The sequence below is a fragment of the Pseudarthrobacter sp. CC4 genome (assembly GCF_048957775.1).
Classification (GTDB): domain Bacteria; phylum Actinomycetota; class Actinomycetes; order Actinomycetales; family Micrococcaceae; genus Arthrobacter.
In genome coordinates, this window is the sequence record NZ_JARCCZ010000004.1 from 11,995 (window position 1) to 36,824 (window position 24,830).

The 24,830-nt window shown below is 66.5% G+C and carries 23 protein-coding genes and 1 pseudogene; 14 read left to right on the top strand and 10 right to left on the bottom strand.

All coding sequences use genetic code 11. From position 1 onward, the window contains the following. The first annotated feature begins 2 nt into the window (after positions 1–2). Together PV768_RS04435 and PV768_RS04440 are read left to right on the top strand one after the other, a co-directional pair. Entirely contained in the window at positions 3–1,490 is a 1,488-nt protein-coding gene (locus PV768_RS04435) for a dihydrolipoamide acetyltransferase family protein (protein WP_421092366.1), read from the top strand. A 242-nt stretch (positions 1,491–1,732) separates the two neighbouring features. Next, positions 1,733–3,832 carry an acyltransferase family protein gene (locus PV768_RS04440; RefSeq protein WP_421092367.1) on the top strand — a complete coding sequence of 700 codons (2,100 nt, stop codon included), beginning with the start codon at positions 1,733–1,735 and terminating at the stop codon, positions 3,830–3,832. A gap of 44 nt (positions 3,833–3,876) precedes the next feature. On the opposite strand, the gene PV768_RS04445 is transcribed toward PV768_RS04440, so the two are convergent. From PV768_RS04445 to PV768_RS04455, 3 genes are all read right to left on the bottom strand, one after another. Next, positions 3,877–4,233 carry a hypothetical protein gene (locus PV768_RS04445; protein WP_421092368.1) on the bottom strand — a complete coding sequence of 119 codons (357 nt, stop codon included), beginning with the start codon at positions 4,231–4,233 and terminating at the stop codon, positions 3,877–3,879. After that, a complete protein-coding gene (locus PV768_RS04450) occupies positions 4,230–4,484 on the bottom strand; it encodes a hypothetical protein (protein ID WP_421092369.1) in 255 nt (84 codons plus the stop codon). Before PV768_RS04450 ends, PV768_RS04445 begins: the two co-directional genes overlap by 4 nt. A gap of 316 nt (positions 4,485–4,800) precedes the next feature. Then, complete coding sequence (locus PV768_RS04455) at positions 4,801–5,808, bottom strand: hypothetical protein (RefSeq protein ID WP_421092370.1); 1,008 nt, start codon at positions 5,806–5,808, stop codon at positions 4,801–4,803. A gap of 161 nt (positions 5,809–5,969) precedes the next feature. Here PV768_RS04455 and PV768_RS04460 point away from each other — a divergent pair. Together PV768_RS04460 and PV768_RS04465 are read left to right on the top strand one after the other, a co-directional pair. Continuing rightward, positions 5,970–6,296, top strand: a pseudogene (locus tag PV768_RS04460) (2-oxo acid dehydrogenase subunit E2); the annotation flags it as partial. Between the two features lie 554 nt (positions 6,297–6,850). Then, positions 6,851–7,330, top strand: a complete 480-nt coding sequence (locus tag PV768_RS04465; RefSeq protein WP_421092371.1) for a hypothetical protein — start codon at positions 6,851–6,853, stop codon at positions 7,328–7,330. Between the two features lie 206 nt (positions 7,331–7,536). Here the strand turns inward: PV768_RS04465 and PV768_RS04470 are convergent, their stop codons facing one another. The 3 genes from PV768_RS04470 to PV768_RS04480 are packed head-to-tail and all read right to left on the bottom strand — an operon-like array spanning position 7,537 to position 10,549. Next, on the bottom strand, positions 7,537–8,367 hold the full coding sequence (locus PV768_RS04470; RefSeq protein ID WP_421092372.1) for an ABC transporter ATP-binding protein: 831 nt from the start codon (positions 8,365–8,367) through the stop codon (positions 7,537–7,539). Beyond that, positions 8,364–9,467: a FecCD family ABC transporter permease gene (locus tag PV768_RS04475; protein ID WP_421092373.1), complete on the bottom strand. Its 1,104-nt coding sequence runs from the start codon at positions 9,465–9,467 to the stop codon at positions 8,364–8,366. Before PV768_RS04475 ends, PV768_RS04470 begins: the two co-directional genes overlap by 4 nt. Continuing rightward, a complete protein-coding gene (locus tag PV768_RS04480; protein WP_421092374.1) occupies positions 9,464–10,549 on the bottom strand; it encodes a FecCD family ABC transporter permease in 1,086 nt (361 codons plus the stop codon). Before PV768_RS04480 ends, PV768_RS04475 begins: the two co-directional genes overlap by 4 nt. Before the next feature lie 125 nt (positions 10,550–10,674). Here PV768_RS04480 and PV768_RS04485 point away from each other — a divergent pair, with 125 nt between their 5' ends. The 6 genes from PV768_RS04485 to PV768_RS04510 all read left to right on the top strand — a co-directional run bounded on the left by PV768_RS04485 (position 10,675) and on the right by PV768_RS04510 (position 16,770). Next, a complete protein-coding gene (locus PV768_RS04485; RefSeq protein WP_421092375.1) occupies positions 10,675–11,682 on the top strand; it encodes an ABC transporter substrate-binding protein in 1,008 nt (335 codons plus the stop codon). Continuing rightward, positions 11,682–12,602 carry a siderophore-interacting protein gene (locus PV768_RS04490; protein WP_421092376.1) on the top strand — a complete coding sequence of 307 codons (921 nt, stop codon included), beginning with the start codon at positions 11,682–11,684 and terminating at the stop codon, positions 12,600–12,602. Before PV768_RS04485 ends, PV768_RS04490 begins: the two co-directional genes overlap by 1 nt. Before the next feature lie 150 nt (positions 12,603–12,752). Beyond that, entirely contained in the window at positions 12,753–13,913 is a 1,161-nt protein-coding gene (locus tag PV768_RS04495) for a family 16 glycosylhydrolase (protein ID WP_421092377.1), read from the top strand. 132 nt (positions 13,914–14,045) lie between these two features. Next, positions 14,046–14,861, top strand: coding sequence for an MBL fold metallo-hydrolase (locus PV768_RS04500; RefSeq protein ID WP_321214211.1), 816 nt, complete (start codon positions 14,046–14,048; stop codon positions 14,859–14,861). 120 nt (positions 14,862–14,981) lie between these two features. After that, positions 14,982–15,914 (top strand): lipid kinase, encoded by a 933-nt coding sequence (locus PV768_RS04505; protein ID WP_421092378.1) that lies wholly within the window; start codon positions 14,982–14,984, stop codon positions 15,912–15,914. Then, positions 15,907–16,770: an SGNH/GDSL hydrolase family protein gene (locus tag PV768_RS04510; protein WP_421092379.1), complete on the top strand. Its 864-nt coding sequence runs from the start codon at positions 15,907–15,909 to the stop codon at positions 16,768–16,770. Before PV768_RS04505 ends, PV768_RS04510 begins: the two co-directional genes overlap by 8 nt. Before the next feature lie 76 nt (positions 16,771–16,846). On the opposite strand, the gene PV768_RS04515 is transcribed toward PV768_RS04510, so the two are convergent. Then, the gene (locus PV768_RS04515; protein WP_421092380.1) at positions 16,847–17,695 is read right to left on the bottom strand and encodes an SGNH/GDSL hydrolase family protein; all 849 of its coding nucleotides are present in this window, start codon (positions 17,693–17,695) and stop codon (positions 16,847–16,849) included. Positions 17,696–18,192: 497 nt separating this feature from the next. On the opposite strand from PV768_RS04515, the gene PV768_RS04520 reads away from it, so the two are divergent. The 3 genes from PV768_RS04520 (at position 18,193) to PV768_RS04530 (ending at position 20,319) form a co-directional block, all read left to right on the top strand. After that, the gene (locus tag PV768_RS04520; RefSeq protein ID WP_421092381.1) at positions 18,193–18,792 is read left to right on the top strand and encodes a PAS domain-containing protein; all 600 of its coding nucleotides are present in this window, start codon (positions 18,193–18,195) and stop codon (positions 18,790–18,792) included. After that, the gene (locus PV768_RS04525) at positions 18,768–19,529 is read left to right on the top strand and encodes an EAL domain-containing protein (RefSeq protein WP_421092470.1); all 762 of its coding nucleotides are present in this window, start codon (positions 18,768–18,770) and stop codon (positions 19,527–19,529) included. The genes PV768_RS04520 and PV768_RS04525 overlap by 25 nt, the downstream gene beginning before the upstream one ends. 91 nt (positions 19,530–19,620) lie before the next feature. Continuing rightward, complete coding sequence (locus PV768_RS04530) at positions 19,621–20,319, top strand: hypothetical protein (protein WP_421092382.1); 699 nt, start codon at positions 19,621–19,623, stop codon at positions 20,317–20,319. Positions 20,320–20,987: 668 nt separating this feature from the next. Here the strand turns inward: PV768_RS04530 and PV768_RS04535 are convergent. Further along, positions 20,988–21,656, bottom strand: a complete 669-nt coding sequence (locus tag PV768_RS04535) for an ArsR/SmtB family transcription factor (RefSeq protein ID WP_421092383.1) — start codon at positions 21,654–21,656, stop codon at positions 20,988–20,990. Between the two features lie 92 nt (positions 21,657–21,748). Here PV768_RS04535 and PV768_RS04540 point away from each other — a divergent pair, with 92 nt between their 5' ends. After that, entirely contained in the window at positions 21,749–22,243 is a 495-nt protein-coding gene (locus tag PV768_RS04540) for a hypothetical protein (protein WP_421092384.1), read from the top strand. Between the two features lie 76 nt (positions 22,244–22,319). Here the strand turns inward: PV768_RS04540 and PV768_RS04545 are convergent, their stop codons facing one another. Together PV768_RS04545 and PV768_RS04550 are read right to left on the bottom strand one after the other, a co-directional pair. Then, positions 22,320–24,332 carry a matrixin family metalloprotease gene (locus PV768_RS04545; protein ID WP_421092385.1) on the bottom strand — a complete coding sequence of 671 codons (2,013 nt, stop codon included), beginning with the start codon at positions 24,330–24,332 and terminating at the stop codon, positions 22,320–22,322. Next, positions 24,325–24,708 carry a hypothetical protein gene (locus tag PV768_RS04550; protein ID WP_323056887.1) on the bottom strand — a complete coding sequence of 128 codons (384 nt, stop codon included), beginning with the start codon at positions 24,706–24,708 and terminating at the stop codon, positions 24,325–24,327. Before PV768_RS04550 ends, PV768_RS04545 begins: the two co-directional genes overlap by 8 nt. Positions 24,709–24,830: the final 122 nt, after the last annotated feature.

Consider the following 24,830-nt stretch of genomic DNA (forward strand, 5'->3'; position numbering starts at 1 on the left):
CCATGAGTGAAACGCGTGTGTTTTTGTTGCCGGACCTGGGTGAGGGCCTCACCGAAGCCGAGCTGGTGTCCTGGCACGTTGCTGTTGGTGACGAGATTTCCGTGGACCAGCCGATTGCCGAGGTGGAGACTGCGAAGTCCACGGTTGAGGTGCCCTCCCCGTACGCCGGGATCGTCGCTGAGCTGCACGGGCAGCCGGGCGAGACGCTGGACGTGGGGAAGCCGCTGATCTCGGTGACGCCTGTCTCCGTGGCTGGCACCGCCGCGGATGATGCCGCCCCCGCCGGGCCTGCCGGGCCGGTGGTGGAGCCTGCGGAAACCGAGCTGGGCGAGCCTGCGGCGGAGCCCGCCAAAGCCCACCCGGAAGCGGAGGCGTACCGCGAGGAGGAGAAGGCCGGGTCCGGCAACGTGCTGATCGGCTACGGAACCCCGGGCGGACACGGCGTTGCCCGGCGCACCCGCGCCCGCAGGTCGTCCGTTGCCTTGGCTGAGCCTGTCGACACCAAGCCCGCCGAAACTCCTACCGAGGACGATCTCTCCCTGCTGCGCACCCGCGTCCCCGGCAAACTGGGAGCCGTCATTTCCCCGCTGGTGCGGCGGATGGCCCGGGAGCACGGCGTGGACCTCGGCGAGCTCCCCGGCTCGGGCGAGGGCGGACTGATCATGCGCCGCGACGTGGAGAAGGCCATCCATGCCCCGGTGGTTGAGCCTGCCGAAACCAGGCCCGTCGAGACCAAGCCTGCCGAACCTGCAGCGGCTCCGGAGGGCGTCGACGCCCGGACCGGGCTGCCCATCGCTGCCCGGACGCCGGTCAGGGGCGTGCGCAAGGCCGTCGCGGCCAACATGGCGCGCAGCCGTTCCGAAATCCCCGAGGCGACCGTCTGGGTGGACGTCGACGCCACCGGTCTGTCGGAGCTTCGCGAAGGGCTCAAGGCCGGCGGCTCCCAGGTGCCGGGCCTGCTCGCGTTCATCGCGCGATTTGTCACAGCCGGGCTAAAAAAGTACCCGGAGCTGAACACGCGGATCGAGACTGCGTCCGATGGGTCCCAGGAGATTGTCTCGTTCGACGGCGTCAACCTCGGCATCGCCGCCCAGACCGACCGCGGCCTGGTGGTCCCGTCCGTCCGCGCCGCCGAGAAGCTGACCGCACGCGAACTGGACGCCGAGATCCGCCGGCTCACCGACGTCGCACGCCAGGGCAAGGCGACCCCCACCGAGCTCGGCAGCGGCACCTTCACGCTCAACAACTACGGCGTGTTCGGCGTGGACGGCTCGGCGGCAATCATCAACCACCCCGAGGTGGCCATCCTGGGCGTCGGCCGGATCATCGACAAGCCGTGGGTGGTGAACGGCGAGCTGGCCGTCCGCAAGGTCACCGAGCTGACCCTGACCTTCGACCACCGGGTCTGCGACGGCGGCACGGCCGCCGGCTTCCTCCGCTTCGTGGCCGACGCAATCGAAAACCCAACCACCCTCCTCGCGGACATGTAGCCCACATCGAGGAGACGTAGGACTCCCACGGAGTGGCTGCCCTACGTCTCCTTCAGTAGTGGGCGTTTATTTTAGGGAGCCTCCTTAGAGTGGTAACCACTCGTTAGCCGAAGACAACGACACTTAACCGGTCTTATTGACCCCTTATCATTGGGGCTAGGTCTCAACAGGGGGAATCTATGTCTTCAACCAGTACGGGCATTCGGCATGCCACAAATTCGAAGCCAAAGAAGGGTCATGGATTGCGCCCTGACATTCAGGGCTTGCGTGCCCTGGCTGTCTCGGCTGTCATCGCTGACCATACCTTTGCTTACCCGCATGGTGGGTTTGTGGGCGTCGATGTCTTCTTCGTCATCTCGGGCTTCCTGATCACCGGATTGCTCCTGCGCGAGCATGAGAGGTCCGGGGGGATCTCGTTCGCGGACTTCTATCGGAAGCGCGCACGCCGCATCCTGCCGCTTGCCGTTCTGGTCCTCATAGCGACCGTGGGCGCGTCGTGGGCCGTGTTCAATAGCGGCCGGGCCATGAAGATCACCGAGGATGGGCTATGGTCGCTCGTGTTCGGGACGAACTGGCACCTTGCCTTGGTCGGCACCGACTACATGCAGGCGGGTGGTGCGGTCTCGCCGCTCCAGCACTTCTGGTCCCTCGCGGTGGAGGAACAGTTCTACGTCGTCTGGCCGTGGCTCATTGTCCTTGTCTTGGGCGCTGCTGTGAAGGCCGGGTGGTCGAAGGGCCTGTCCCGCATCGCGCTCACCGCAACGATGGTGGCCTTGACGGTTGCTGCATTCGCGTTTGCGATGTGGGAGACGGCGAACAACCCAACAGTTGCGTACTTCTCGACGTTCTCCCGCGCATGGGAGTTGGGCATTGGTGCCGTCCTGGCTGCCTCTGCCGGCGCCCTGGCGAAGCTACCGCAAGCGGTCCGCCCGGCGCTCGCGTATGTGGGCTTGGCTGGTATCGTCTGGTCGATCTTCGCGGTCACTCCGGAGATGCCTTTCCCTGCGCCGTGGGCCGTTGTGCCGGTGCTTGCGACGGCGATGGTCATTGGTGCAGGCGTGGGCGGTGAGGCCCGCTTCCTGGCTCCGCTGACGAACCCGGTGTCACGGTACATCGGCGACATCTCGTACTCGCTTTACCTGTGGCACTTCCCGGTCATCGTCCTGTTCGGCGCGATTCTCCCAGTTGAGGGGCCGCTCCTGTTCGGAGCAATAATCGCTGCCGCAGGCGGCTTGTCGGTCTTGTCTTACCACCTGCTGGAAGACCCGATCAGGAAGTCCGGCTGGTTGGAGCCGAAGGGCAAGCGGTCACCGTCACCGGACGCCAAGGAGAAAGCCGCCATCGGTGGGCTCGTCGCTCTCGCGCTTGTGACCACCTGTGTTGCCGGAGCTGCACTGGCGCAGGATGCAAGCCATCGAAACGCTCAGCCTGTCGCCATTCCCGTGCCCTTGGCAACGACAGGCAAGGATGCGCCGAAGACCCCGGAGAGTGAGCACACGGCGCAGATCAATGCCGCCCTCGCCCAGACAGCGTGGCCGGACCTCAACCCCTCGATAGACAACTTGGGTCAGAATGCCAAAGCCAGCGAGTGGGTGAAGGACGGCTGCCTCGGCGGCGACTCGAATAGCCTTGAGGCGGATATCGCCAAAGCCCAGACATGCGTGTATGGCGATGCGTCTGCATCGAAGACCGCCATCGTGATTGGTGACTCCATCGGCATCAGCTACGTCCCAGCTGTCCGGGCCGCGCTGGAACCCAAGGGTTACAAGGTGATGGTCTACACAATGCAGCAGTGCCCGGCCGTCACGGTCAGTGTTTTCCGGGGCGACAAGTCGGAGCACCCCCGCTGCGATCCGTTCCGGCAGTGGGCTCTTGACCAGGTGAAGGCGGTCAAGCCTGACATGGTGATCCTGTCCAGCTCAGAGGACGCGAGCATGCGCCTTGTTTCCAAAGCTGAAGGTACGGCTGTGGTGAGTGAGTGGATCGCGGGCACCAAGGAAACCCTGACTAGTGTGGCCGGTGCAGCCAAGCGCGTAGTTCTGCTGGATCCGCCGCCGGGTGGTAAGGCGTTGCAGGAGTGCGCCACTCGGGTGAGTAAGCCCGGTGACTGCGTGACCTCCCCGGACAACCGCTACGGCGAACTGTACGGTGCGGTGCGTGACGCGGCAGCCGCGGTCCCGGAGGCCAAGGCTGAAGTGATCCGCACCCGTGACTGGTTCTGTTCCGGGAACTTCTGCCCCGGTTTCGTCGGGACCACTCCCGTTTACGCGGACCAGGGCCACATGACGCCGAACTATGCAACGACACTCGCGCCGATCCTCGCCACGGCGCTGAAACTCTAGAGACGCAAAAATGGACCCCCTCATGTCGAGGGGGTCCATTTTGTTTATCGAGCCAGGGCCGAGTTGATGTCCACGGAGCGCCAGAGCCGGTACACGGCAACTGACTTCCACACTTCCCCGGCAGTTACCGTGGCGACGGGGCCAAGCGCACCCTGCCGGGTGGTGTACGCCTTGGACAGGTTGCCAAGGTTCACGTTCGTCGGAACACGGTCTTCGATGGCTGCGTAGATGTCCTGGGAGTTCTCGCCCCAGTTGCCCACAGCCTTTTCGAGGTCCGGCAGGTGCAGGAGCGCCCCGATGGTCCCGGCAGGTTCCCACATATAGATCGTGTCCGAGGGAATCTTGCCGTAGTCGGTTCCGGCGTTCGCCGTCAGTGCGTAGTCGGTGACGGCATAGGTCAAGGACCTACCGTGAAGGTGTCCCCGTTGACCGGAAACATCGCCGGGTAGGACCGCTTGACCTTCGCCCCAGTGACAGCCCACACACAGGACCACTCAACTACCATGCCCGCCGAGCCGAAACGGTAGGTCACCGTCACATCCGCCTGCTTCACGGCCACCGCGTCAGGGTGGTACAGCTCTGACTTGCGGACCACCGTAACGGCGCCGTAGCGCCGTTCAGCGTTCGCCAGGATACCTTCCTCGTTGTCCACGAAAACGCGGAAGGAGGTTTGCTTGTCGTAGCCGTGGACGTTGCCGATGAACTGGTAGTGGACCCATTCGTGGCGCAGTCGTGAGCGTACTCATATGCGGAGTCGAACTGTGAAAGCGTGCGAGTGCCCGGAAGTAGCTCAGCAGTTGCCGTAGTTACGGTCGTCACTGCTGACCTTGGACCCGCTGGGCTACCTGATACTTTGTGGCGCTCACACGCGTAACGGTGGTGTCGGTTGTGGGCTGGGAGAGGCTAAGGAGGTGGTCGCGCTTGCGGCCAGCGGTAGCGTCTGGTCCTGTTGTCAAGGGGTTCTCTCTTTAGTATCCGATCGGCATGTTGCCGACCCATTTGCTGTAGTTCGCTTGGCGTCCGTCCGATGAGACGATCCAGAGTTTCACGCGTGCCATTAAGCCGAGTGCCGTGATCGCGCCCCGACTGGTGGTGTCGATGGTGTCTTCCCAGATGACGTTGAACGTGTAGCCGTCTACGGTTGCGAGTACCTTTGATTTGCCCGTGGAAAGTTCCGGAGCGAACGGGAACAGCGCGGGGGCGTCGTCCCCGGCCCTTTGTGCGCGGAACGGTAGGTGGCCCAGCCACGTCAGTGACGTGGCGTTGTCGAGCCGGTAGGCAATCTCGGGAGTGTATATTCCGGCGTCTTTCCCTGCGGTGCGGGGGATGCGGAGAACACCGTTAGGCTGACCGTCCGAGGCGAACATGACACAGTTGGGCAGCGCCAGGATGCCGACTGCCTGAAAATCGCCCTGTGATGCGGTCGTGGACTGCGCTACTGACCAGTTCGCGCCGAGGTTGTCGGAGTAGATGATCGCTGAGGTGTCGTCTCCGTAGGTCACCCAGATACGGTCCCAGTAGGGGTCGTAGCAGCTGCCGTGGAGGTGGTTACCGGTGCCGGTGCCGAGGTCGTAGATTGTCTTCCATGTCTGCCCGTAGTCGAGGGACATGTAAACGTAGCGGGCATTTCCGCTGCCGCCCGGCTTCGGGCCGTACTCGTTGACCAGCACAATGTTTTTGTGGACGCTGAAAGACCACGAGTTGGAGAAGTATACGCCGGGTGATGCTGCGGTCTTGGTCTTCTTCCACGTCGCGGTCTGTGGGTTGGCCCGAAACCCGGTGGATACCCACAGTTCGGCCAGCGTGTTGACGCCTCCTGAGCTGACCAAGACTTCGCCGTTGTCGAAGTCGCGGACGGCGATGATGTCCTTAATGAGTTTCAGGCCGGGAACGTCGATCCATGTGGCGCCGTCGTCGTCGGTGTAGCGGAGGGTGGTCCGGTATGCGGCGAAGATGCGGGTGCGGGTGGTGTCCATCCAGCAAGCCGTCCTACCGCCGTCGTCTACCGGCGTTGCGCTGAGCGCCGATGTTGCCTGCGCTCTGACCGGTTTCGTGGCATAAGTGGCATTCATTGCCGTTGCCGCCAGCGTATGAGGATCTGGTCCGCACGCGAAGAACGCTTTGTGCTGGAGGTCCGGAGATCCGTCGGCTCACCGACGTCGCGCGCCAGGGCAAGGCGACCCCCACCGAGCTTGGCAGCGGCACCTTCACGCTCAACAACTACGGTGTGTTCGGGGTGGACGGCTCCGCGGCAATCATCAACCACCCCGAGGTGGCCATCCTGGGCGTCGGCCGGATCATCGACAAGCCGTGGGTGGTGGACGGCGAGCTGGCCGTCCGCAAGGTCACCGAGCTGACCCTGACCTTCGACCACCGGGTCTGCGACGGCGGCACGGCAGCCGGCTTCCTCCGCTTCGTGGCCGACACGATCGAAAACCCAACCACCCTCCTCGCCGACGTCTAACCCCCCACCCGACGCTCTCTCACTTGACGTCGGTTAAATTCCAACCGTCTCTCACTTGATGTGGGTGTAACCTAAACCTTCTCTCACTTGATGTGGGTTCAACCCAAACCTTCTCTCACTCGATGCGGGGACCAGCCTCGAAAAGGCAAAGCGAACGACGGCGGCCGCGTGCCGCCGTCGTTCGTGTTCCGTGCAAAGGGCCAAGGACCGCCAGTTCGGCAGCCGATGCGTGCAGGTCCCCCCTACTTCTTATTCAAGCCCCCTATTTCGCCTTTAGTGCTTCACAAGCCCGGAATCAGCGGACTAACATCCTGCCATCTGGTGATCGTCATTCAGTCGATACAGAAGCCGAACTTACTCACTAAGTAAGAAATTATGCGGAGATAACCCCGGCACTTTGCGCCGCGCCCGCAATCCGTCTGCGGAGTCACCTAATGTGGCTGCCGCGGATGCTGAACATTCAACGCCGAGTATCAGCATGGTCCATTGCGCGCATTTGTTTTGAATATATCTTCCCCCTGCGCGCCCACCTGAATTCTTGAATGGAGTTTCCGATGAAGAAACTGCTAGTCCTGTGCGCCCTGTTCTTTGCCTTTTTTGCCAGTGCCAGCCCCGCTACTGCTGCCCCGGGTGGTGACGTCCTCCTGGATGTGACCTTCAAGGCCAACCAGCTTTGCAAGTACCCGGTGCAGTTGGTGGTTACCGGTAAATCAAAGTTTGTTGACCTTCCCGGCGACCGATTCTTCATAGCATCTCCGGGGCAGGAGGTAACCATCACCAACCTGAAGACTGGAGAGGAAGCAACCTTTCTCATTACGGGCAGCACGCATGCACAGGTAGAGGCTGACGGCACAACGGAAGTCACCGTGACCGGATTGAACGTGGTGCTTAATCCGCGGGAGTCAAACTCAGAATTGCCGGGAATCTATCTGTTGGAGGGAAACTTCAATTTTGCCCTCAAAGCGGATGGGACTGAAGAAAGAGTGTTCAGCGGTACTGGAGATGTAACGGACATCTGCGCACTGCTGGCATAAAACCAGGCCAACGGCCCTCCCTACGGCGCCGCCTGGAGGGCCAGCGGTGGTGATCGCACGGGGCAGCAGGGCTCGGGAGGCGCAGGGGCCGACGGCTTCTTTGCGAATCGACGCTGATCCGCCGCCTCCGCCATCGGCCCCGGTCTGTTTTTCAACACTTTGGACCCGGCGGCTCAAGAACAGGCGGGCATTGCGTCAAGAATTCCTCAAGACTGCACCGACACCGCAGCGGCCCCTGCGGTCCCGAGGGGGATGACGTGCGGGCGGCCTTCCGTGGGTTCGGGCACCACATGCGCGTCCAGGCCGAACACCTCCAGCAGGCGGGCCGGCGTGATGACCTCTGCGGGGGTTCCCTGCGCCATGACGGCGCCGTCCTTCATGGCAATGATGTGGTCCGAGTACCGGGCCGCGAGCGAGATGTCGTGCAGGACCATCACCACTGTGCGCCGGTGGTCGCGGTTCAGCCTGCGGACGAGTTCCAGCACGTCCACCTGGTGCGCCAGGTCCAGGTAGGTGGTGGGTTCATCCAGGAGCAGGATCCCCGTTTCCTGCGCCAGGGTCATCGAGATCCAGGCGCGCTGCCGCTGCCCGCCGGAGAGGTCGTCCAGCGGTGTATCGGCCAGCTCCAGGATGTCGGTGGCAGCCAGGGCCGCCTCCACCACTGACTCATCGGACGCCGAAAACTGCTGGTACCACTTCTGCCGGGGGTGCCTGCCCCGGGACACGAGGTCCGCCACCGTGAGCCCCGACGGCGCCGTGGGCGTCTGCGGCAGCAGGCTGATCCGGGTGGCAATATGGCGGGTGGAATGCTGCCTCAGCGGGGCGCCGTCGAGGAACACCTCGCCGCCCCGCGGCGCCAGGAGCCTGCCCAGCCCCCGCAGCAGCGTGGACTTGCCGCAGCCGTTCGGGCCGATGATCGAGGTGACCTGCGCGTTGGGGATCTCAAGCGAGAGGTTGCTGATGATGTTGGCCCCCTCGTAGCCGAGGCTGAGGCCGCTGGCGCGGAGGCCCTCCTGCTGCTCTGTGGACGTGTTCAACTCAGCCTCCGCTGGTACTTGAGGATCAGGTGGATCAGGAAAGGCGCGCCCACCACGGCCGTGGCCACGCCCACGGGCAGGGGAGCGGCAAGGACGTTCGCGGACACCGTGTCAGCCGCGAGCACGAAAATGGCGCCCACCAGGGCGGACACGCCAACGGGCGGAACCACCGTGGCGGCCAGGGCGCGGGCAATCCGTGGGCTGGCCAGCGCGACGAATGCCACCGGCCCGGCTGCCACCGTGGCCACCGAGGCGAGCAGGACGGCGATGGTGAGGACAACCAGCCGGACGGTGCCGATGCGGGCGCCGAGCCCGACGGCGGTGTCCTCACCCAGGCTGGTCAGCAGCAGCCACCTGCCGCAGGCCATGGCCGCCACGAGCAGCACGGCCGCGCTAAGCGCCAAGGGCTGCACGGTCTCCCACTCCTTCCCGTTCAGGGAACCCATCATCCAGGTGAGGGCCTGGGCGGCACTGGTCACGTCGCCCAGCGTGAGGATCCAGGTGGTGAGGCTTGCCGCCAGGCCGGAGATTCCCAGCCCGGCCAGCACCAGCCGGTAGCTGTCCAGGCCCCGCCGGTACGAGAGCACGTACACGGCGATGCCGCTGAGGATGCCCGCACCGAAGGCCGCCGCCGGCATGCCCACCGTTGCCGCCACGCCGCTGAGGCCGGCATGCCCGCCGCCGGCGATCACCAGCACGCTGACGGCGCCCAGGGATGCCCCCGCCGTCACGCCCAGCAGGTCCGGGCTGGCCAGCGGGTTGCGTGCCACCGTTTGGGTGATGGCGCCTGCCGCCGCAAGGCAGGCACCGACGACGACGGCGGCAACCATGCGGGGTGCGCGGAACTCCGTCACGGCAAGGTGGATGCGGGCATTGGAGTCATCGCCGAGCAGGGCCCGCAGGACATCCGGGTATGCCAGGGGAGTGCCGCCGAAGGCGACGTGCAGCGCCATGGCCGCCACGGTGCCGAGGACGAGCAGCCCCGCAACAACCATGGCGCGGACGTTGACGCGGACGGATACCGGCCCGGCGCGCAGCGCCCTGATGCCGGTGGCACCCGGGCCGGGCTTGTGGGGCTGTGTTTCCTGCAGGACGGTCATAGCGTAGCCAGCCTCCGGCGCCGTGCCAGGTAGACGAAGAACGGGGCGCCCGCCACGGCCAGGACCACGGCGACGGACAGTTCCCCGGGGCGGGCGATGAGCCGGCCCGCCGTGTCCGCAAGGAGCACCAGGGTTGCCCCGGTGAACAGGGACAACGGAACGAGCCACCGGTAGTCCGGGCCCGTGATGGCGCGGGTGAGGTGGGGGACCAGCAGTCCAGCGAAGGCGATGGGGCCGGCCAGCGTGACGGCGGTCCCGGCCAGCAGGGTGACGGCGCCGATCCCCACCGCCCGGGCGCGCAGCACGGAGATGCCCAGGGAAACTGCGGTGTCTGATCCCAGGGCGAGGGCGTTCAGGGCGCGGATGTTCGCCAGGGCCAGCGCCACCCCGGCGACGATGAACGGCCAGACCAGGTCAAGGGCGCCTGAGCGCCCCGCCAGGGATCCCACCTGCCAGAACCGCAGGGTGTCCAGCGCCTGGTCGTTGAGCAGCACGATTCCCGCCACCAGCCCGGAACACAGGGCGGTGACGGCGGCGCCGGCCAGGACCAGGGTGACCGGGGTGGCGCCATAGCGGGCCGCCGAACCGATCATGAACACCAGGACACTCGCCGCCAGCGCTCCGGCGAAGGCCAGTCCCGCCTGGGTAAGGGCGGGGAGCTCGCCTGCAACCGCCGTCGCGGCAACAATGGCCAAGGCCGCGCCCTGGTTGATGCCGAGCAGGCCGGGGTCCGCCACCGGATTGCGGGTGTGCCCCTGCACCAGGGTCCCGGCGAGGCCCAGGCAGATCCCGGCGCAGACGCCCAGTACGGTCCGGGGCCAGCGCAGTTCACGGACGGTCACGTCCATCACGTCCCCGGTAGGGGTGAAGACCGCGTGCCAGACCTCCTGCAGGGATGAGGGCTGGCCGCCGATGCACAGGCTGAGTACACAGGCCGCGAACAAGGCGAGGGCCGAAGCCATAAGCCACGCCGTGCGGTTTCGGGGCGGCTTCCTGCCGGGGACGCCTGCGGGGCCGGCGGAGGGATGCGCCTCCCGGGCCACGGGCGGCCCCGGCGCCGGTCCAGCATTAAGCGTTTTCACATGCGGCTTTCTATTACGTCACGGGTTTGTGAGCTAATCCCCGAAGTCCTGCTACAGTCTACGGCAGGCACAGGTAAGCCTTACCTAACGCCCCGCATCCCCCGTAATCTTTCGAAGGCATCCCCGTGAACATTCGCATCACCCGGCAGCTCACCGCTGCCGCCGCAGGTCTGGTGCTCCTGGCCACCGCCGGCTGCGCCTCCCCGGCAGCCAGCACCAGCAGCATCACCTCCACCGCTGCGGAAGCGGCCGGCTTCCCGCTGACCATGGACCACACCATGGGTTCCACCACCATCGAATCCGCCCCCAAGCGCGTCGTTGCGCTGGACCCCAGCTACATCGACGCAGCCCTCCTGCTCGAGGCTGACCTGGTGGGCTACGTGCAGTACCGGCAGGACCCCAAAGCGCCTTTCGCCCCTTACCTCGGCGACGTCGCCGAGGCCACCAAGGACTCCGTGAACGTGGGGACCCTGGCCGAACCCAACCTGGAAAAAATCCTCGAACTGCAGCCGGACCTGATCGTTTCCGCGAAGGTCCGCCACGAGGCCCTGTACACGCAGCTGTCCAAGATCGCGCCCACCATCTTCTCCGTGAGCACCGGCCCCACCTGGAAGGAAAACGTCGTCTTCCTCGGCGAGGCCCTGGGCAAGAAGGCCAAGGCCGAGGAACTGGTCAAGGCCTATGAGGACCGTGCCGCCAAGGTCGGCGCTGAGATCCTGGCCAAGAAACCGGACGCCACCTACTCCCTGGTCCGGTTCACCGGCGGCGACACCGCCCGCCTGTACTCCTCCAAATCCTTCATCGGCGAGATCATGGCCGACATGAACATTCCGCGTCCCAAGGACCAGCCGGACAGCGAGAAGGAAATCTTCGTGCCGCTGTCCGCGGAGCAGATCCTGCAGGGTGACGCCGGCCTGGTCATGGTCAGTGCCTTCACCCCGGCCGGAGCCGAAGGGGACAAGGCCCGCGCCCAGCGGGAGGCCTTCACGTCCAACCCGCTGTGGCAGCGGCTCCAGGGCGAGGTCATCAATGTGGACGACGCCACGTTCCTGGCCTCGGTCAGCATCCAGGGTGCCCACGCGGTGATCACCGATCTGGCCAAGCACTACGGCGTGGACCCGCAGCTGCCCTAATGCTGCGGACGGCTGCTTCACCACCGGTTTCCCGGCACCCTGTCAGGGTCTTCGAGGCAGTAGTGGCGGAAGTGCGGGACCTGGGCCCGCACTTCCGCCGCATCACCCTGGCCGGCCCGGCACTGCGGGACTTCGGAGTGCCCGGCCCCACCCTGGACCTCCGCGTCAAGCTGATCCTGCCCGCCCCGGGTCACCCCCTCACACCCCCCGGTGCCCCTGATGGCACCCTCCAGCCGGGCTGGTACCAGGCCTGGCTCCGGCAGGAGCAGCCAGGCCGGGGCTTCATCCGCAGCTACACCGTCCGTGCCCTCCGCCAGAGCCCCGCCGGGCCGCACATCGACATCGACGTTGTGCTCCATGACGGCCCCGCCGCCCACGCAGGGCCCGGTTCGGCCTGGGCGCTGAACGCCGTACCCGGGCAGCCGGCATGTTTCGTTGGACCCGACGCCGCCGCGGTCACCGCCGCCACGCCCCTGCCGGAGGCCGGCATCAACTGGAAACCGGGCAGTGCCCGGCACGTCCTGCTCGCCGGCGACGAAACCGCCGTCCCGGCCATCAGCTCCATCCTTGAGGCCCTTCCCGAACACCTCTCCGGAAACGCCTACCTGGAAGTCCCTGATGCCCGCGGCGTCCTCCCGATCACTACCCGCAGCGGCGTGGGGGTCACATGGCTGGACCGCGACAGCGGCGCCGTCCCCCGGGGCCGGCGCCTGGAGCAGGCCGTCGGGGACGCCGTCGCCCGTAACGGCGTCGGCCCGGGCACCTACGCCTGGGTGGGCGCCGAAACGGGAACCGTCGGGGCCCTTCGCCGCTGCCTTGTTGGCGCCGGGCTTGATCCCCGAACGTCAGAGTTCCGCGGCTACTGGAGCCGGGGCAAGGCAGGCTCCGGGGCCAACGGCATTCCGCTGGCAGCTACCTAAACAGGTACCCGGGCGGGAGTTGAATCCCAAATATGAGTACTCGGTACTCGTGACCGGCTGCGGCGTCGCACCTAGGCTGGACGGAAGGGGATCAGACCGGGGCGCTGCGTTCTTGCCCGCAGTCCCCTGCGGACCACGCTGGGAGGACACATGGCAAACAGGCCCCGCAACGGCCTTTTCGCCTGGATGGGTGCGCCACGGACGCCGCGGCGTCCTGTCCCTGAGGACGGAACGTCACCGGCGGAGTCGATCAGGCAGCCCGCGCGGACCGGCGGCGCCGTCCTGATGATAGTTTCCCTGGCGCTCACAATCGGCTCGCTCAGCGTTGCCGCGAATACCCCTGGACCCCAGCCTCCAGAAGGGAAAGACGCAGAGCCGGTGACCCAGGCGACTGGCTCGGCGCAGCCCGCTACGGGTGCTGCTTCCCCGGAGCCAACTACTTCTGATCCTGGGCCGCCGCAGCCAATTGCCGAGGCCGGCTCCCCGGAACCCACGGCGGAAACCGCATCCCCGGAGCCCGCCCAGGACGGCGGGTCCGGGCCGGCTGCCAATACCGAGTCCTCGCCCTCCCTTGAGGCCGTGCCGGTGGGCGACCTGCCCGGCTGGAGGCAGGTCTTTGTTGAGGATTTCACGGACGGGGACGTGCCCCTGGGCGGTTTTCCCGGCATCTACGGTTCGAGATGGACCGAGACCTACAAGGACGGCACGCCAGACACCCATGCCAAGACGCAAGAAAAGGCCGCCAGAACGTCCGGCTATTTTCCATCCAAGGTATTGAGCGTCCATGACGGCCTCCTGGATATGTACCTGCACTCGGAAAACGGCGTCTCCATGGGTGCGGCACCCTCCCCGAAATTCGACGGCGCCAGCCAGCCGCCGTACAACAGCCAGCTCTACGGGCGCTACTCGGTGCGTTTCAAGGCAGATGCCGTGCCGGGTTTCAAGGTGGCCTGGCTGCTCTGGCCCGTCAGTAAGCAGTGGCCGCAGGACGGGGAGGTCGATTTCCCGGAAGGGGACCTGTCCAAAGTCATCTATGCTGCCTTGCACGGCATCGGCCCGGACGGGCACACCTTCGACGTCTTCCGTCCCAACGTTCCGTTTACGGACTGGCATGTGGCAACCACCGAGTGGAGCCCCGGGCGCATCGAATTCTTCCTTGACGGCAAGTCCATCGGCGTTGCCACGTCAATGGTCCCGAACACGCCGATGCGATATATCCTGCAGACCGAGTCCTGCCTGACAGGCTGCCCGGCACCCGACGCCAGCGGCCACGTGTACGTCGACTGGGTGGCCATCTGGGCCAGGAACTAGGCACGGCCCGCCCGGGTTTTCCGGCAGGCCCGGCCACCGGCATGCGTGCGGGTCCCGGGAACTTCAAGGGCCGGTAGGTACAATCAACGCCTAGAGGAACGCACACTGCTTTGCCGGAGGTACGGAGAAACAATGTCGGAATGGCTCGAAGTCGGCGCGAACAACTATGTGCTGGTCACCGAAGGATCGCTGCTGAACACCGGACTGGTGGTGGGATCCGAGCGGGCCATGGTGATCGATACCGGCTGCGGCCCCCGGCAGGGCCAGGAAATCCTGGACGCGGTGCGGGACAAGACCCAGCTGCCGCTCGTCGTGGTCAACACCCACGCGCATTACGACCATTTCTTCGGCAACGCGGTGTTTGCGGAGGCCGGCGCCACCGAGTTCTGGGCGCACCAGAACTGCGCCACCGAAATCGAAGAGCGCGGAGACCTCCAGCGCCGCTTCGTGGGGACGCTCGAACCGGAGATGTCCACCGGGGAGGGCGAAAACGTGGAGCTCGTGGTCCCCAACGCCATCGTCAAGGACCGGCCGGTGCTGGTTGACCTCGGCGGCCTGACCGCCACCCTGTTCTACCTGGGCCGCGGCCACACGGACGGCGACCTGCTGGTGGGAACCCCCACCACGCTGTATGTGGGGGACCTGGTGGAGCAGGGCGCGCACCCATCCTTCGAGGACTCGTACCCGGAGGAGTGGGCGGACGTGCTCCGCCACATCTCGGCGCTCCGCCACCGCTACGAGTTCCTGATCCCCGGGCACGGGAAGCCGTGCAGCGACCAGTTCGTCAAGACCATGGCCCACACGCTGACCACCGCGGTCCGCCAGGCGCGCCAGTCCATCCGCGACACCCCGGACGACGCCACCAAGGCCATCCCGGTCCTGCCCTACGGGCCGGAACAGTCGCGCTGGTTCATCAAGCGGCTGCAGGAGACCCGCCGCGAGCACTAGCCAAAGTAGAACGTACGACGGCGGCCGCGTGCCGCCGTCGTTCGCCTTGTGTTTCGCAGGGCGGACCTTCCGCCTGGCAGCCCGGCGTTTTCCCATCCCGCCCCGCCTAGGATGTTCCTCATGAAGGTTGCCCGAGAGGCGAACTCCGCTGCCGTGGTGATAAACGCCGGGGCGCGCCTGGGAGCGGCGGCGCCCGAGCTGGCGGTGGACAACCTGCAGAGGGCCGGCCTGCCCGTTTCCTCCGTGCACCACGTGCTGTCCGGCGCGGAGCTGCCCGGAATCCTGGACCGGGTGGTTGCCGACGGGCATGACCTGGTGGTGGTTGGCGGCGGTGACGGAACGGTGTCCTGTGCCGCCGGCCGGCTCGCCGGGACCGGAATCGTGCTCGGCGTCCTGCCGCTGGGCACCGCCAACGACCTTGCCCGCACGCTGGAGATCCCGGGCGATCTTGCCGGCGCCTGCGCCGCGCTCGCCGGCGGCAAGGTGGTGGACATCGACCTGGGGCGGGCGAACGGCCAGCCCTTCCTGAACGTCGCGTCCGTTGGCCTGTCGGTCGGGGTCACCGAGACCCTCAGCCCCCGCCTGAAGCGGTACCTCGGTCCGGCCGCCTACGCCGTGGCAGCCGTGCGCGCCTACGCCCGCCACCGGCCGTTCCGGGCCCGGCTCGAGTTCCCGGAGGGGGACCATGACACGCTGGAGCTCGAGGACATGCTGCAGGTGGCGGTGGGCAACGGCCGGCACTACGGCGGCGGCAACACGGTCTCGCCGACGGCCGGGATTGATGACCACCTCCTGGATATCTACGCCATCCCCGGGGCGCCGCTCCGCGAGCACATGCGCATCGCACGGCTGCTGAAGGACGGCAGCTTTGTGGAGCGCCACGGCGTGCACCACCTGACCACCCGGCGGGTCCGGCTGGTCACCGAGCCGCCCATGCCGGTGAACCTCGACGGCGAGATCGCCACGGCCACGCCCGCCGACTTCACCATCGAGCGCAATGCCGTGCACGTTGTGGTGCCGGAGAGCAGCACCAGTGCGCGGTTCGATGGCTAGCGGGCCGCGCCGGCCGGCCGGCGGTGCCTTCGGGTCCGGGCGGGACTGGCTCAAGTACGGCGGACTTTTTGTGCTGGCCGTGCTGGCGTTCGGGGTGGCTGCCATTGCCCTGATGGGACCCCCGAACCCGGACGAAGCAGGCCCGGCGGCCGCAACACCTTCGGCCGCAACACCTTCGGCCGCCGCGCCGACAGTTACAGCTTCCGTGGCGCCGACACCCAGCGGTACCGCCGCGCCTGCAACGGGCGGAACGCCGGGAATTGAGCTGCCCGCCGAGCCCGTCCTGCTGATTCTCGGCGATTCGTACACGGCCGGGGTGGGGGCGGACCAGCCGGACCAGGGGTGGGCGTACCTGGTTGCCGCGGAGCTCGGCTACCCCGCCACAGTGGACGGCGCGGGCGGAACCGGGTTCGCCTGGGGCGGCGGGGCGCAGGACGACGGGGGTGAAGAGTACGAAGTCCGGCTGCGGAAGATCGCCGGCAATGCCGCCTTCGTGCCCAACGTCCTGGTGCTGCAGGGCGGACAGAACGACTCCGCCGTCGCCAATCCAGCTGAAGTGGAAGCCGCCACTGCCCAGACCATCGAGGCGGCCCGGAGGTTCTGGCCGGGTGTCCAGGTGGTGGTGCTCGGGCCGTCGGCTCCGCAGCCCCTGGCGGAGGGACTGCGCGGCGTGAACAAAGCCGTCCGCGCCGGTGCCGCGGCAGCGAACGCGCCCTTTATCGACGCCGTCGAGGGCAACTGGTTCACGGGCGCCAACAGTCCGGGCTTCGACGCCGATGGCGCCCACCCCAACACCGCCGGCCACGCCTACATCGCCGGGAAGTTCCTGGAGTCCTGGGCGGGCCTGACGCGGTAAGCCGGGCGGGTGCCCCGCGCTGAAGGCAGGAAGTACGACGGCGGCGCGTGCCGCCGTCGTACGCTTTGCCTGCGCGTCAGTTGCTGAGGGCGGGGATTTTCGCTTCGCGGATGATGGCGTCAGCGTAGCCCAGGGCGTAGCCGGTGGCATTCGGGTGGAAGCTCATGCCGCTGAAGGGGTCGGCCGGATCGAAAAAGAACCAGGAGCCGGGCAGGCCGACGCCGTGTCCCTCGAACTCGTCGGTGACACTGACGTAGACGGTTCCGGGGGACTTCTTGGCCGCGTCCTTGATGGCCTTGTTCAGGGTGTCCGTGCCTTTGTTGAAGACCTTCGCCGCTTCGTTGGTGATGTAGCCGTTGGCCCCGACTTCCGGGGAGAACAGGTGCGGATAGCCCAGTGCCACGATTCTGGCATTCGGTGCCTGGGCGCGGATGGCTGCGTAGGCAGTGGTCAGGGCCGGGAGGACAACGGTCTGGGCAACGGCTTCCGCGGCCTTCACCTCCGCCGCGCAAACCTCCAGGGGGCGCAGCATGCAGGCCCCGAGCAGGTTCCCGAACCCGACGTCGTTCCCTCCGGCGGTGATGGTCACCAGGTCCGTTTCCGCGTTCAGGACGCCGGCGGCGGATGCCACCTGGACCTGCAGGGGCACCATGGCGGCGGTCCAGCCCGCGCAGGCTGCGTTGGCCGTGAGCTGCACGTGGTCCTGGGTGTCCAGCACATCGGCGTAGCCAGGCGATGACTGGTAGCACGGCTGCAGCTCGGCGGGGTAGAGGGGAGAGACGGTGACAGACGGGGAAGCGCCGATGCCGGAGGTGTAGGAATCCCCCAGGGCGACGTAGTCCAGGGGCGCCGCGTCCTGGGCGGCTGCCGGCGCAGCGACGGAGCCGGCCAGCAGTCCGGCGATGACGGCGGCCAGCAGACCCATGCGCCCCGCACTGCCCCTTCGGGTGCGGGCGCGTGGGCTTGCCCCTGGCTCAGACTGCGTGATCCGGATTTCCCTAGCGGATGTGTTCTTCACGGTTCTTCTCCCTGGCGTATTGCCAGGTGCCGTGGCTCCTGGCTTCTGGCTTGTGTGTCGAGCGGTCCGCCCGGCCCTACCTTCCATGGCGTTACTACAGCGTTACGGGCACAGGCATGCCGTCAGGCTATATTGAGTTACTAAACATGTTTGGTAATTGGTCTCCGGGGGGAACCATGGCTCCAGTCAGCAGTGTCCGCTTTTCGACCTTTCAGTCATTCCGGTACGTCTACGGTGCCAAAGCGGGACCGGCCAATCCTGAGGCCGGCACGGGGAAACCCTGAGGTGCCCTGATGCGGAAGCCCCCGCCGGCCGGCAGTCCCCGCCCGGCGAAGAATGATTCTTCCGGCTCCCCGGTCCCCGGCGGGCAGGCACAGTTTCGGCCCTCCCCGTTGCGGCCGTGGATGTTGTACTCCTGCTTCCTGGCCGGCCTGATCCTCGCACTCACCGTTCCGGCGGTCCTGCTGGACGAACCTTGGGGAGCGGTTGTGCTCGCCGTTGTGGCTGTAATGGCAGCCGGTTACTTGCTGTGGGGCCTGCCGCGCATCCGGGGCCGGAAATCCATTGCCGCGTCCACAACGTCCCATCTCCTGGAAGCTGTGCTGGCCACCAGCAGGGAATGGTTGTGGAGTACTGGCCCGGACGGCAGGTTCACTTTCTGCGGCCCAATGTCCCGGGAGCTTCTGGGGTATGACCCCTCCGAACTGCTCGGCCAGCACTTCAGCCAGGTTATGGAACCCGATGACCTGGCCCGGGCACTGCAGGACAGGGCAAGCCTGGAGCGTTCTGACGCCTCATGGTCCGGTCTCGTGACCACCTGCCGGCACCGGGACGGCCGCCGGGTCCTTGTTGAGGTTTCCGGCAGGCCGATCTTTGACGGGCAGGGGCGCGCGTGGGGCTTTGAGGGAACAACGCGAGCCCTGCAGGCACCCCGGCCCATGGCGCTGCGGCCGAAGAAGTCCGCGCAGGGGTGGAAGCGATGCTCTCCTCCCGTACTTTGTTGACGGCCTTCCAGCCCATCCGCGCTTCGGACTCCGGCGCTGTGATCGGGGCGGAGGCGCTGACGAGGTTCCTGAGCGCTGACGATCCCGGGATGTCCCCGGAGGCCTGGTTTGCTGAGGCCGCCTCTGTGGGGCTGGGTGTGGACCTGGAAATCATTACGCTTCAATCGGCGCTGATTGCCGCTGAGTCCCTGCCGGAAGACCTCTACGTGGGCGTCAATCTTTCCCCCGGGGCGTGCCTTGATAATCGGGTGGCCAGTGTCCTGCTGGGCTGCGGCATTCCACTGGGACGCATTGTGCTGGAACTGACGGAGCACCATGAAGTGGCCGACTACGGCCAGCTTGGAGAAGTGCTGGCTCCACTGCGGAGCGCGGGTTTGAGGATTGCTGTGGATGACGCCGGTGCAGGGTTCGCTTCCATGCGCCACATCGTTGAACTCAGGCCAGACCTGATCAAGCTCGACCGGAAGGTCATCACCGGCATCAACGCCGACGCGGGCCTGCAGGCTTTGGGCGCCGCCATGGTCGGCTTCGCCCGGGAGATTGGTGCTTCCCTCGTTGCCGAAGGGATTGAAACCGAGGCTGAACTGGCCGCCGTGCAGAAGCTGGGCATGAGCGCAGGCCAGGGGTACCTGCTGGGCAGGCCCACTGTGGCCACGGAGGAATGGAAACAGTGGTCCAGGGCGGGCTCAAACCGCAACCCCTCCACCCGCCCGGCGGGGCGGGAGGAACGTCCGTAACCTGCGGGGACCACCCATCCCTGAGCCATGGTGGTGCGAATCACAGGAAGGCCACCGAACCTCCTCGGTGGCCCCTGGTAGGGAGCAGAAAATGAACAGAAATTCCAAGCTGGCTATTGGCGGCGCGGCAGCAGCTGTAATCACAGTGGTATCCCTGGGTGCAGGCCCCGTTCTGGCCAATAACGGAAAGTCACCGGACAAGTCCGTCACGCTCACGGCTGTGCTCAGCGAACTGAACGGCTCCGGCGCATCGGGTACCGCAACGGCCGTGGTGAAGAACCAGAAGATCGAACACATCGAGGTCCACGCTGAGGGCCTGACACCGGACGCGCCCCACGCCCAGCACATCCATTACGGCAATGACGCACTGAACGAGTGCCCCACCCTTGCCCAGGACTCGAACCGGGACGGGCGCATCAACACTGTTGAAGGGATACCGGCCTACGGCCCCGTGGTGGTATCGCTGAACACCACGGGGGACACCACCCCGGCCAGCTTCCTCGATGTGGCCCGCTTCCCCGTCTCCCGCGACGGGACCTTCAGCTACAGCCGGGACAATATCGAATTCACCGATGTCGCCGGAACGGGCTACCCCGGTGCCGGCGGACTCGGCACGGCCAAGCAGATCGCGGATTCCATCCGGGAAGGCGAAGGCGTCCTGGTGATCCACGGGCTGGACTACGACGGCAACGGAACCTACAACTTCAGCGACCCCGAAGGCGCAAGCGAGCTGAACGGTGCCTTGCCTGCCGAAGCCACCGATCCGGCGGTATGCGGCGTCCTGCGCTGACCCCCTGACCGGACTGGCCGCTGCTGGGGGCGGCCAGATCCAAAACCCCCGTTCCTTGCGCGCATTCCCCGGGCCGCCGCCGTGGTGCCAACCCCTCAATCCACTAGACCTACTCCAGGCATGGGTCTGGGGAACATACTTGAGATGGGGGGGGACGGCAGGATTTCTCAGTGAGGAGAAGCCATGTTGCAGGCCCTGATGTGCAGATTGAACCTCCGCCACGAGTGGCACGTCGAACACACCGAGGACGGCGGCTTGTACAAACGATGCCTTTGCTGCGGAAAGGATGACGACCGTGGCGGAGGCGGGACCGGCGCTCCCGGCGCCTGGGCGGGGCCCGCGGGAATGGGCTGAGCGCACGGCATGCGTCCTCAATTCCGGATGCCGGAGAAGGCGCGCATAACGTGCGGTCCATTTGCCTGCTGTGACGGCCCATGCCCGGGGGCTCGCGCTTGGCGGTGCCCCCCTGGCACCGCCAAGCGCTGAGACTCATCGGTTGCCCGACTCAAGGCTGCGGTACTCCTGGACCCAGTTCCAGCCGCACCTTCGTGCGCCGCTGCCTTTCACTGACTACTGTGGACTGCCATCCTCAAGGGAAGCGGCAGATAGCGTCAAGAACTTCCCAAGACTTCCTCAAATTCGGGCCCATCGTCCTGCTGAGGCCGGCGTCAGGTGACCGACTGCTCTACGGGGAGCCCTGCCGCCTTCCACTCAGGGAAGCCCTCCTCAAGCCGTGCGGCCGTGCGTCCTTCGTCCGTGAGAATCCGTACGGCCTCGTCCGCAAACAGGCAGTACGGTCCGCGGCAGTAGGCGACCACTTCGCCCCCTCGGGGAACCTCCCGCAACCGAGACTTGACGTCCGAGAGGGGCACGGAGATCGCACCGGGGATATGTCCGGCGTCGTATTCCGGCTGTGGCCGCACGTCCAGCACTACCACGTCGCCCTGCCGCAGCCGCAGCAGCAGATCGTCGCGCGTGATTGTGCTCAGGTCGGCGCGGTCGCCGACGTAGGCGCGGACCAGTTCGCCCAGTTCCCCGGCGTGGGTTTCGGCTGTCTCCCGAAGTGCCCGCCATAGCCGTTCCACGGCCGGGCTGGCGAGCGAGTAGTAGATCCGCGTCCCCGAGCGCCGTGAGGAGGCGAGGCCCGCCCGCAGCAGGCGCTGCAGGTGCTGGGATGTGTTGGCCATGCTCTGGTGGATCTCTGCGGCGAGCTCTTCAACCGGCCGCTCGCCCTGGGCGAGGACATCGACGAGCTGGGCCCTCCGGCCGTTCCCTATCGCCTTGGCAGCTTCCACGAGGACGTCGTAGAGCGCGTCCTTGTCCTGCTGGTCGCCCATGTGTGCCTCCTATTCAAGATATCTCTTGACAAGCGTACCTCCGCGGGTTTCTTATTCAAGTATCTACTTGAATAAGAGAGGGGGCGGTGGCCGTGTCCACCATCCAAACGCCACACCAGCAGGAGTCCCGCCTTCGGACAGGAGCGGGCCTCATGACGCTGGCCGGGCTGGCCTTCGTGGGGTACGCCGTGATCTTTTTGATAATGAACTTCACGGACGCCTTCCTTGAACTGGGCATCGGACCCGAGCAAGTGGACAAGGGGAAGGCAGAGATCGAGGCGTTCAGCCCGCAGCTGTACCACTACATCAGCCATCTGCACATCGCGGTCAGCGGCTTCATCGCGGCAACCGGCCTGGCAGTCGCAGGCCTGTCCTGGTTCGGGGTGCGCCGCGGAGAACGGTGGGCCTTCGCCACCGCAGTCATCGTCCCTGTCGTTGGACTCGCAGTGGCCCTCCCCGCACATTACCCGTGGGGCCTGGCCACGCTGGGGCACCTCGGCCTGATCTACCTCGCCGTCCTCATTTTCCTCGTGGGGGTCGTGGCGGCCTACACCGGAATGCGGAGCGCCGCGGCTTCACACCACTGACGCTGGCCCAAAAGTGAACGTACGACGGCGGCCGCGGGCCGCCGTCGTACGTTTCAGTCCCTTTCCACGCGGCGGCTCACGCGGTGGCGTGCATTTCCCCGGCCGGCATCCTGTCCGAACCGGATTCCTCGGCGGCCGGGGCCGGGCGCCGCTCCTGGCCGTTCGTCGTCACGCTTCCGTCCATGGTGCCGGTTGGCATCTCGACGGTTTGGGGGACGACGCCGGCGGAGGGCATGTCCGCGCCCGTCGCCTCGGTCATGGCCGCGGCACCGGACGAACCCGTGGACTCCTCGGTCAGGAACGGCATGTTTTGCCATTTGTGCCACAGTGCGTTGTCCGTGCCGCGGACGAAGACCTCAAGCCGGCCGTCGGCGTTGCTGCCCACCGTGATGTTGGAGGTGAGGACGCCGCCCAGGGAGTGCCAGCCGGACCAGCCGCTGTTGGGGGCTGTCTGCCACATGTGCCAGAGGGCGTTGTCCGTGCCGCGGACAAACACCTCCAGCCGGCCGCTCGCATTCTTGCCTGCGGCAATCTCGGAGGTGAGCAGGCCGCCCAGGGACTGCCAGCCGGACCAGTTGCCGTTGGGGGCCGTCTGCCACATGTGCCAGAGGGCGTTGTCCGTGCCCCGGACGAAGGCTTCCAGGCGGCCGTCGGCGTTGCTGCCCACCGTGATGTTGGAGGTGAGGACGCCGCCCAGGGAGTTCCAGCCGGACCAGTTGCCGTTGGGGGCTGTCTGCCACAAGTGCCACAGGGCGTTGTCCGTGCCCCGGGCGAACACCTCCAGGCGGCCGTCCTTGTTCTTGCCCACCCCGATTTCCGACGTGATCACGCCGCCCAGGGAATGCCAGCCGGACCAGTTGCCGTTCGGCGCCGTCTGCCAGCGGTGCCACACGGCGCCGTCGGTTCCGCGGGCGAAGACCTCCAGGCGGCCATCGGCGTTGCGGCCTGTGGCCGGCGGCCCGGTGATCACCCCGCCCAGGGAATTCCAGCCGGACCAGCCGCTGTTGGGCGCGGTCTGCCATTTGTGCCACAGGGCGTTGTCCGTGCCCCGGGCGAAGATTTCCAGCCGGCCGTCCAGGTTGCTTGCCGCCGCGATGCCGGTGGTGATGACGCCGCCCAAGGAGTTCCAGCCGGACCAGCTGCCGTTGGGGGTGTTCTGCCATCTGTGCCACACGGCGCCATCGGTGCCCCGGGCAAAGGCTTCCAGCCGGCCGTCCTTGTTGTTGGCCACGGAGGCGTCCGTTGTGATGATCCCGCCCAGGGAATCCCACCCGGACCATGCCTGCGGCGCGGCCGGATACAGAGCCCGGAATCCGTCGAGGTCGTCCTGGGTGAGGGCCCGTTTGGTGAAGTTGGACGCCACGGTGGGGGCCATCACGGCGTTCGCGACGCTGGAGTGGGCCAGCCCCACGATATGGCCAAACTCGTGCAGCGCCACTGTTTCGATATCGAAGGCGTTGGCCGCGGCGCCAACGCTCCACACGTGTTCGCTGTCATCAAAGTGGACCGGCTTGGGCAGCGTGTTGGTGACCACGCTGCAGCCGGGAGGGAAGTCGGCGTGGGCCAGGACGCCGCCCACCATCGAATGGTCCGGGTCCGCCGCCGGGCGCCATCCGATGCGGATGTCCGGACTGGAGCCGAGGGCCACCTCGGTGAAGGTCAGTCCGCCCACGGTCTGCCAGGTCTGGATGGCGCGCCGGATGGCGTCGAATTCGGCGGTGCCCGCGACGTCGTCGGTCCCGGTGTCGAAGGCGTAGGTCAGGGTCCGGTCCGCCCATGCGCACGCGGTGGCGAAGGCGATTTCGCCGGCCCGCATGTCCGGAAGCCCGCAGCGCGGCCGCATCATTGCTTCGCGCGTGGCATCGTCGAAGACGCCGGTGACCGGCAGGTGGAAAAACTCCTGGAAATTCCGGAGCGCCCCTTCGGTGGGATCGTCCAGGACGCCGATTTCCCTGGGGGTGGATTCCCCCAGGTAGCCGAAGCGCTCGAGATACGTTTGCACCTTGCTGAAGCCCGGCGTTCGCCCACCCGGGGCGGTGTTTTCGACTGCGGCAAGGTACGGTGCCGCAGGGTACAGTTCGTCAGTCATTTGGCTCTCCTTGATCGGTTCTGATGCTTCGCAGGATCTGCAGCGCGACGTCCCGCTCGGCGTCCGCAGGCAGATGGACGACGGCGGTGGCGCGCCCTGGAATATTCACGGCGACGGTGCGGATGCCCTCTTCCTCAAACAGCACGAAGTCCGCGATGTGGTTGCCCAGGGCTTCCCGCCAACGCTCGTAGCCAGGTTTGTTTGCATAGCGGGTGAGCGGGTCGGCGAACGGGCTTGCGTCGACGGTCAGGCGCATGCCGCCACCCTCCAGGACGGCAGCGCCGCCCTCGATGCCGTGCTCATGTGAGGGTGCAAGCTGGTCCGGCACGTCCAGCACCAGGCCTGACACTCGGAAGGAATTCCACGGCTGCCCCATAAGACCGTCCTCACATGCGAGGGAACACGGGAACAGTGGACCATTCTCCGCGTTACTGCACCGTTACTGCCGGGCCGGCTATTGACTGCCGGCGCCGTTCTGGTAACGATGAAGTTCCCGTT

Bases quoted from the DNA above. Each gene is read 5' to 3' on its own strand.
- PV768_RS04435 (WP_421092366.1), top strand. From the start codon at position 3: ATGAGTGAAACGCGTGTGTTTTTGTTGCCGGACCTGGGTGAGGGCCTC.
- PV768_RS04455 (WP_421092370.1), bottom strand. From the start codon at position 5,808: ATGGACACCACCCGCACCCGCATCTTCGCCGCATACCGGACCACCCTC.
- PV768_RS04465 (WP_421092371.1), top strand. From the start codon at position 6,851: ATGAAGAAACTGCTAGTCCTGTGCGCCCTGTTCTTTGCCTTTTTTGCC.
- PV768_RS04475 (WP_421092373.1), bottom strand. From the start codon at position 9,467: ATGACCGTCCTGCAGGAAACACAGCCCCACAAGCCCGGCCCGGGTGCC.
- PV768_RS04490 (WP_421092376.1), top strand. From the start codon at position 11,682: ATGCTGCGGACGGCTGCTTCACCACCGGTTTCCCGGCACCCTGTCAGG.
- PV768_RS04495 (WP_421092377.1), top strand. From the start codon at position 12,753: ATGGCAAACAGGCCCCGCAACGGCCTTTTCGCCTGGATGGGTGCGCCA.
- PV768_RS04500 (WP_321214211.1), top strand. From the start codon at position 14,046: ATGTCGGAATGGCTCGAAGTCGGCGCGAACAACTATGTGCTGGTCACC.
- PV768_RS04505 (WP_421092378.1), top strand. From the start codon at position 14,982: ATGAAGGTTGCCCGAGAGGCGAACTCCGCTGCCGTGGTGATAAACGCC.
- PV768_RS04510 (WP_421092379.1), top strand. From the start codon at position 15,907: ATGGCTAGCGGGCCGCGCCGGCCGGCCGGCGGTGCCTTCGGGTCCGGG.
- PV768_RS04515 (WP_421092380.1), bottom strand. From the start codon at position 17,695: ATGGGTCTGCTGGCCGCCGTCATCGCCGGACTGCTGGCCGGCTCCGTC.
- PV768_RS04520 (WP_421092381.1), top strand. From the start codon at position 18,193: ATGTTGTACTCCTGCTTCCTGGCCGGCCTGATCCTCGCACTCACCGTT.
- PV768_RS04525 (WP_421092470.1), top strand. From the start codon at position 18,768: ATGCTCTCCTCCCGTACTTTGTTGACGGCCTTCCAGCCCATCCGCGCT.
- PV768_RS04530 (WP_421092382.1), top strand. From the start codon at position 19,621: ATGAACAGAAATTCCAAGCTGGCTATTGGCGGCGCGGCAGCAGCTGTA.
- PV768_RS04535 (WP_421092383.1), bottom strand. From the start codon at position 21,656: ATGGGCGACCAGCAGGACAAGGACGCGCTCTACGACGTCCTCGTGGAA.
- PV768_RS04545 (WP_421092385.1), bottom strand. From the start codon at position 24,332: ATGACTGACGAACTGTACCCTGCGGCACCGTACCTTGCCGCAGTCGAA.
- PV768_RS04550 (WP_323056887.1), bottom strand. From the start codon at position 24,708: ATGGGGCAGCCGTGGAATTCCTTCCGAGTGTCAGGCCTGGTGCTGGAC.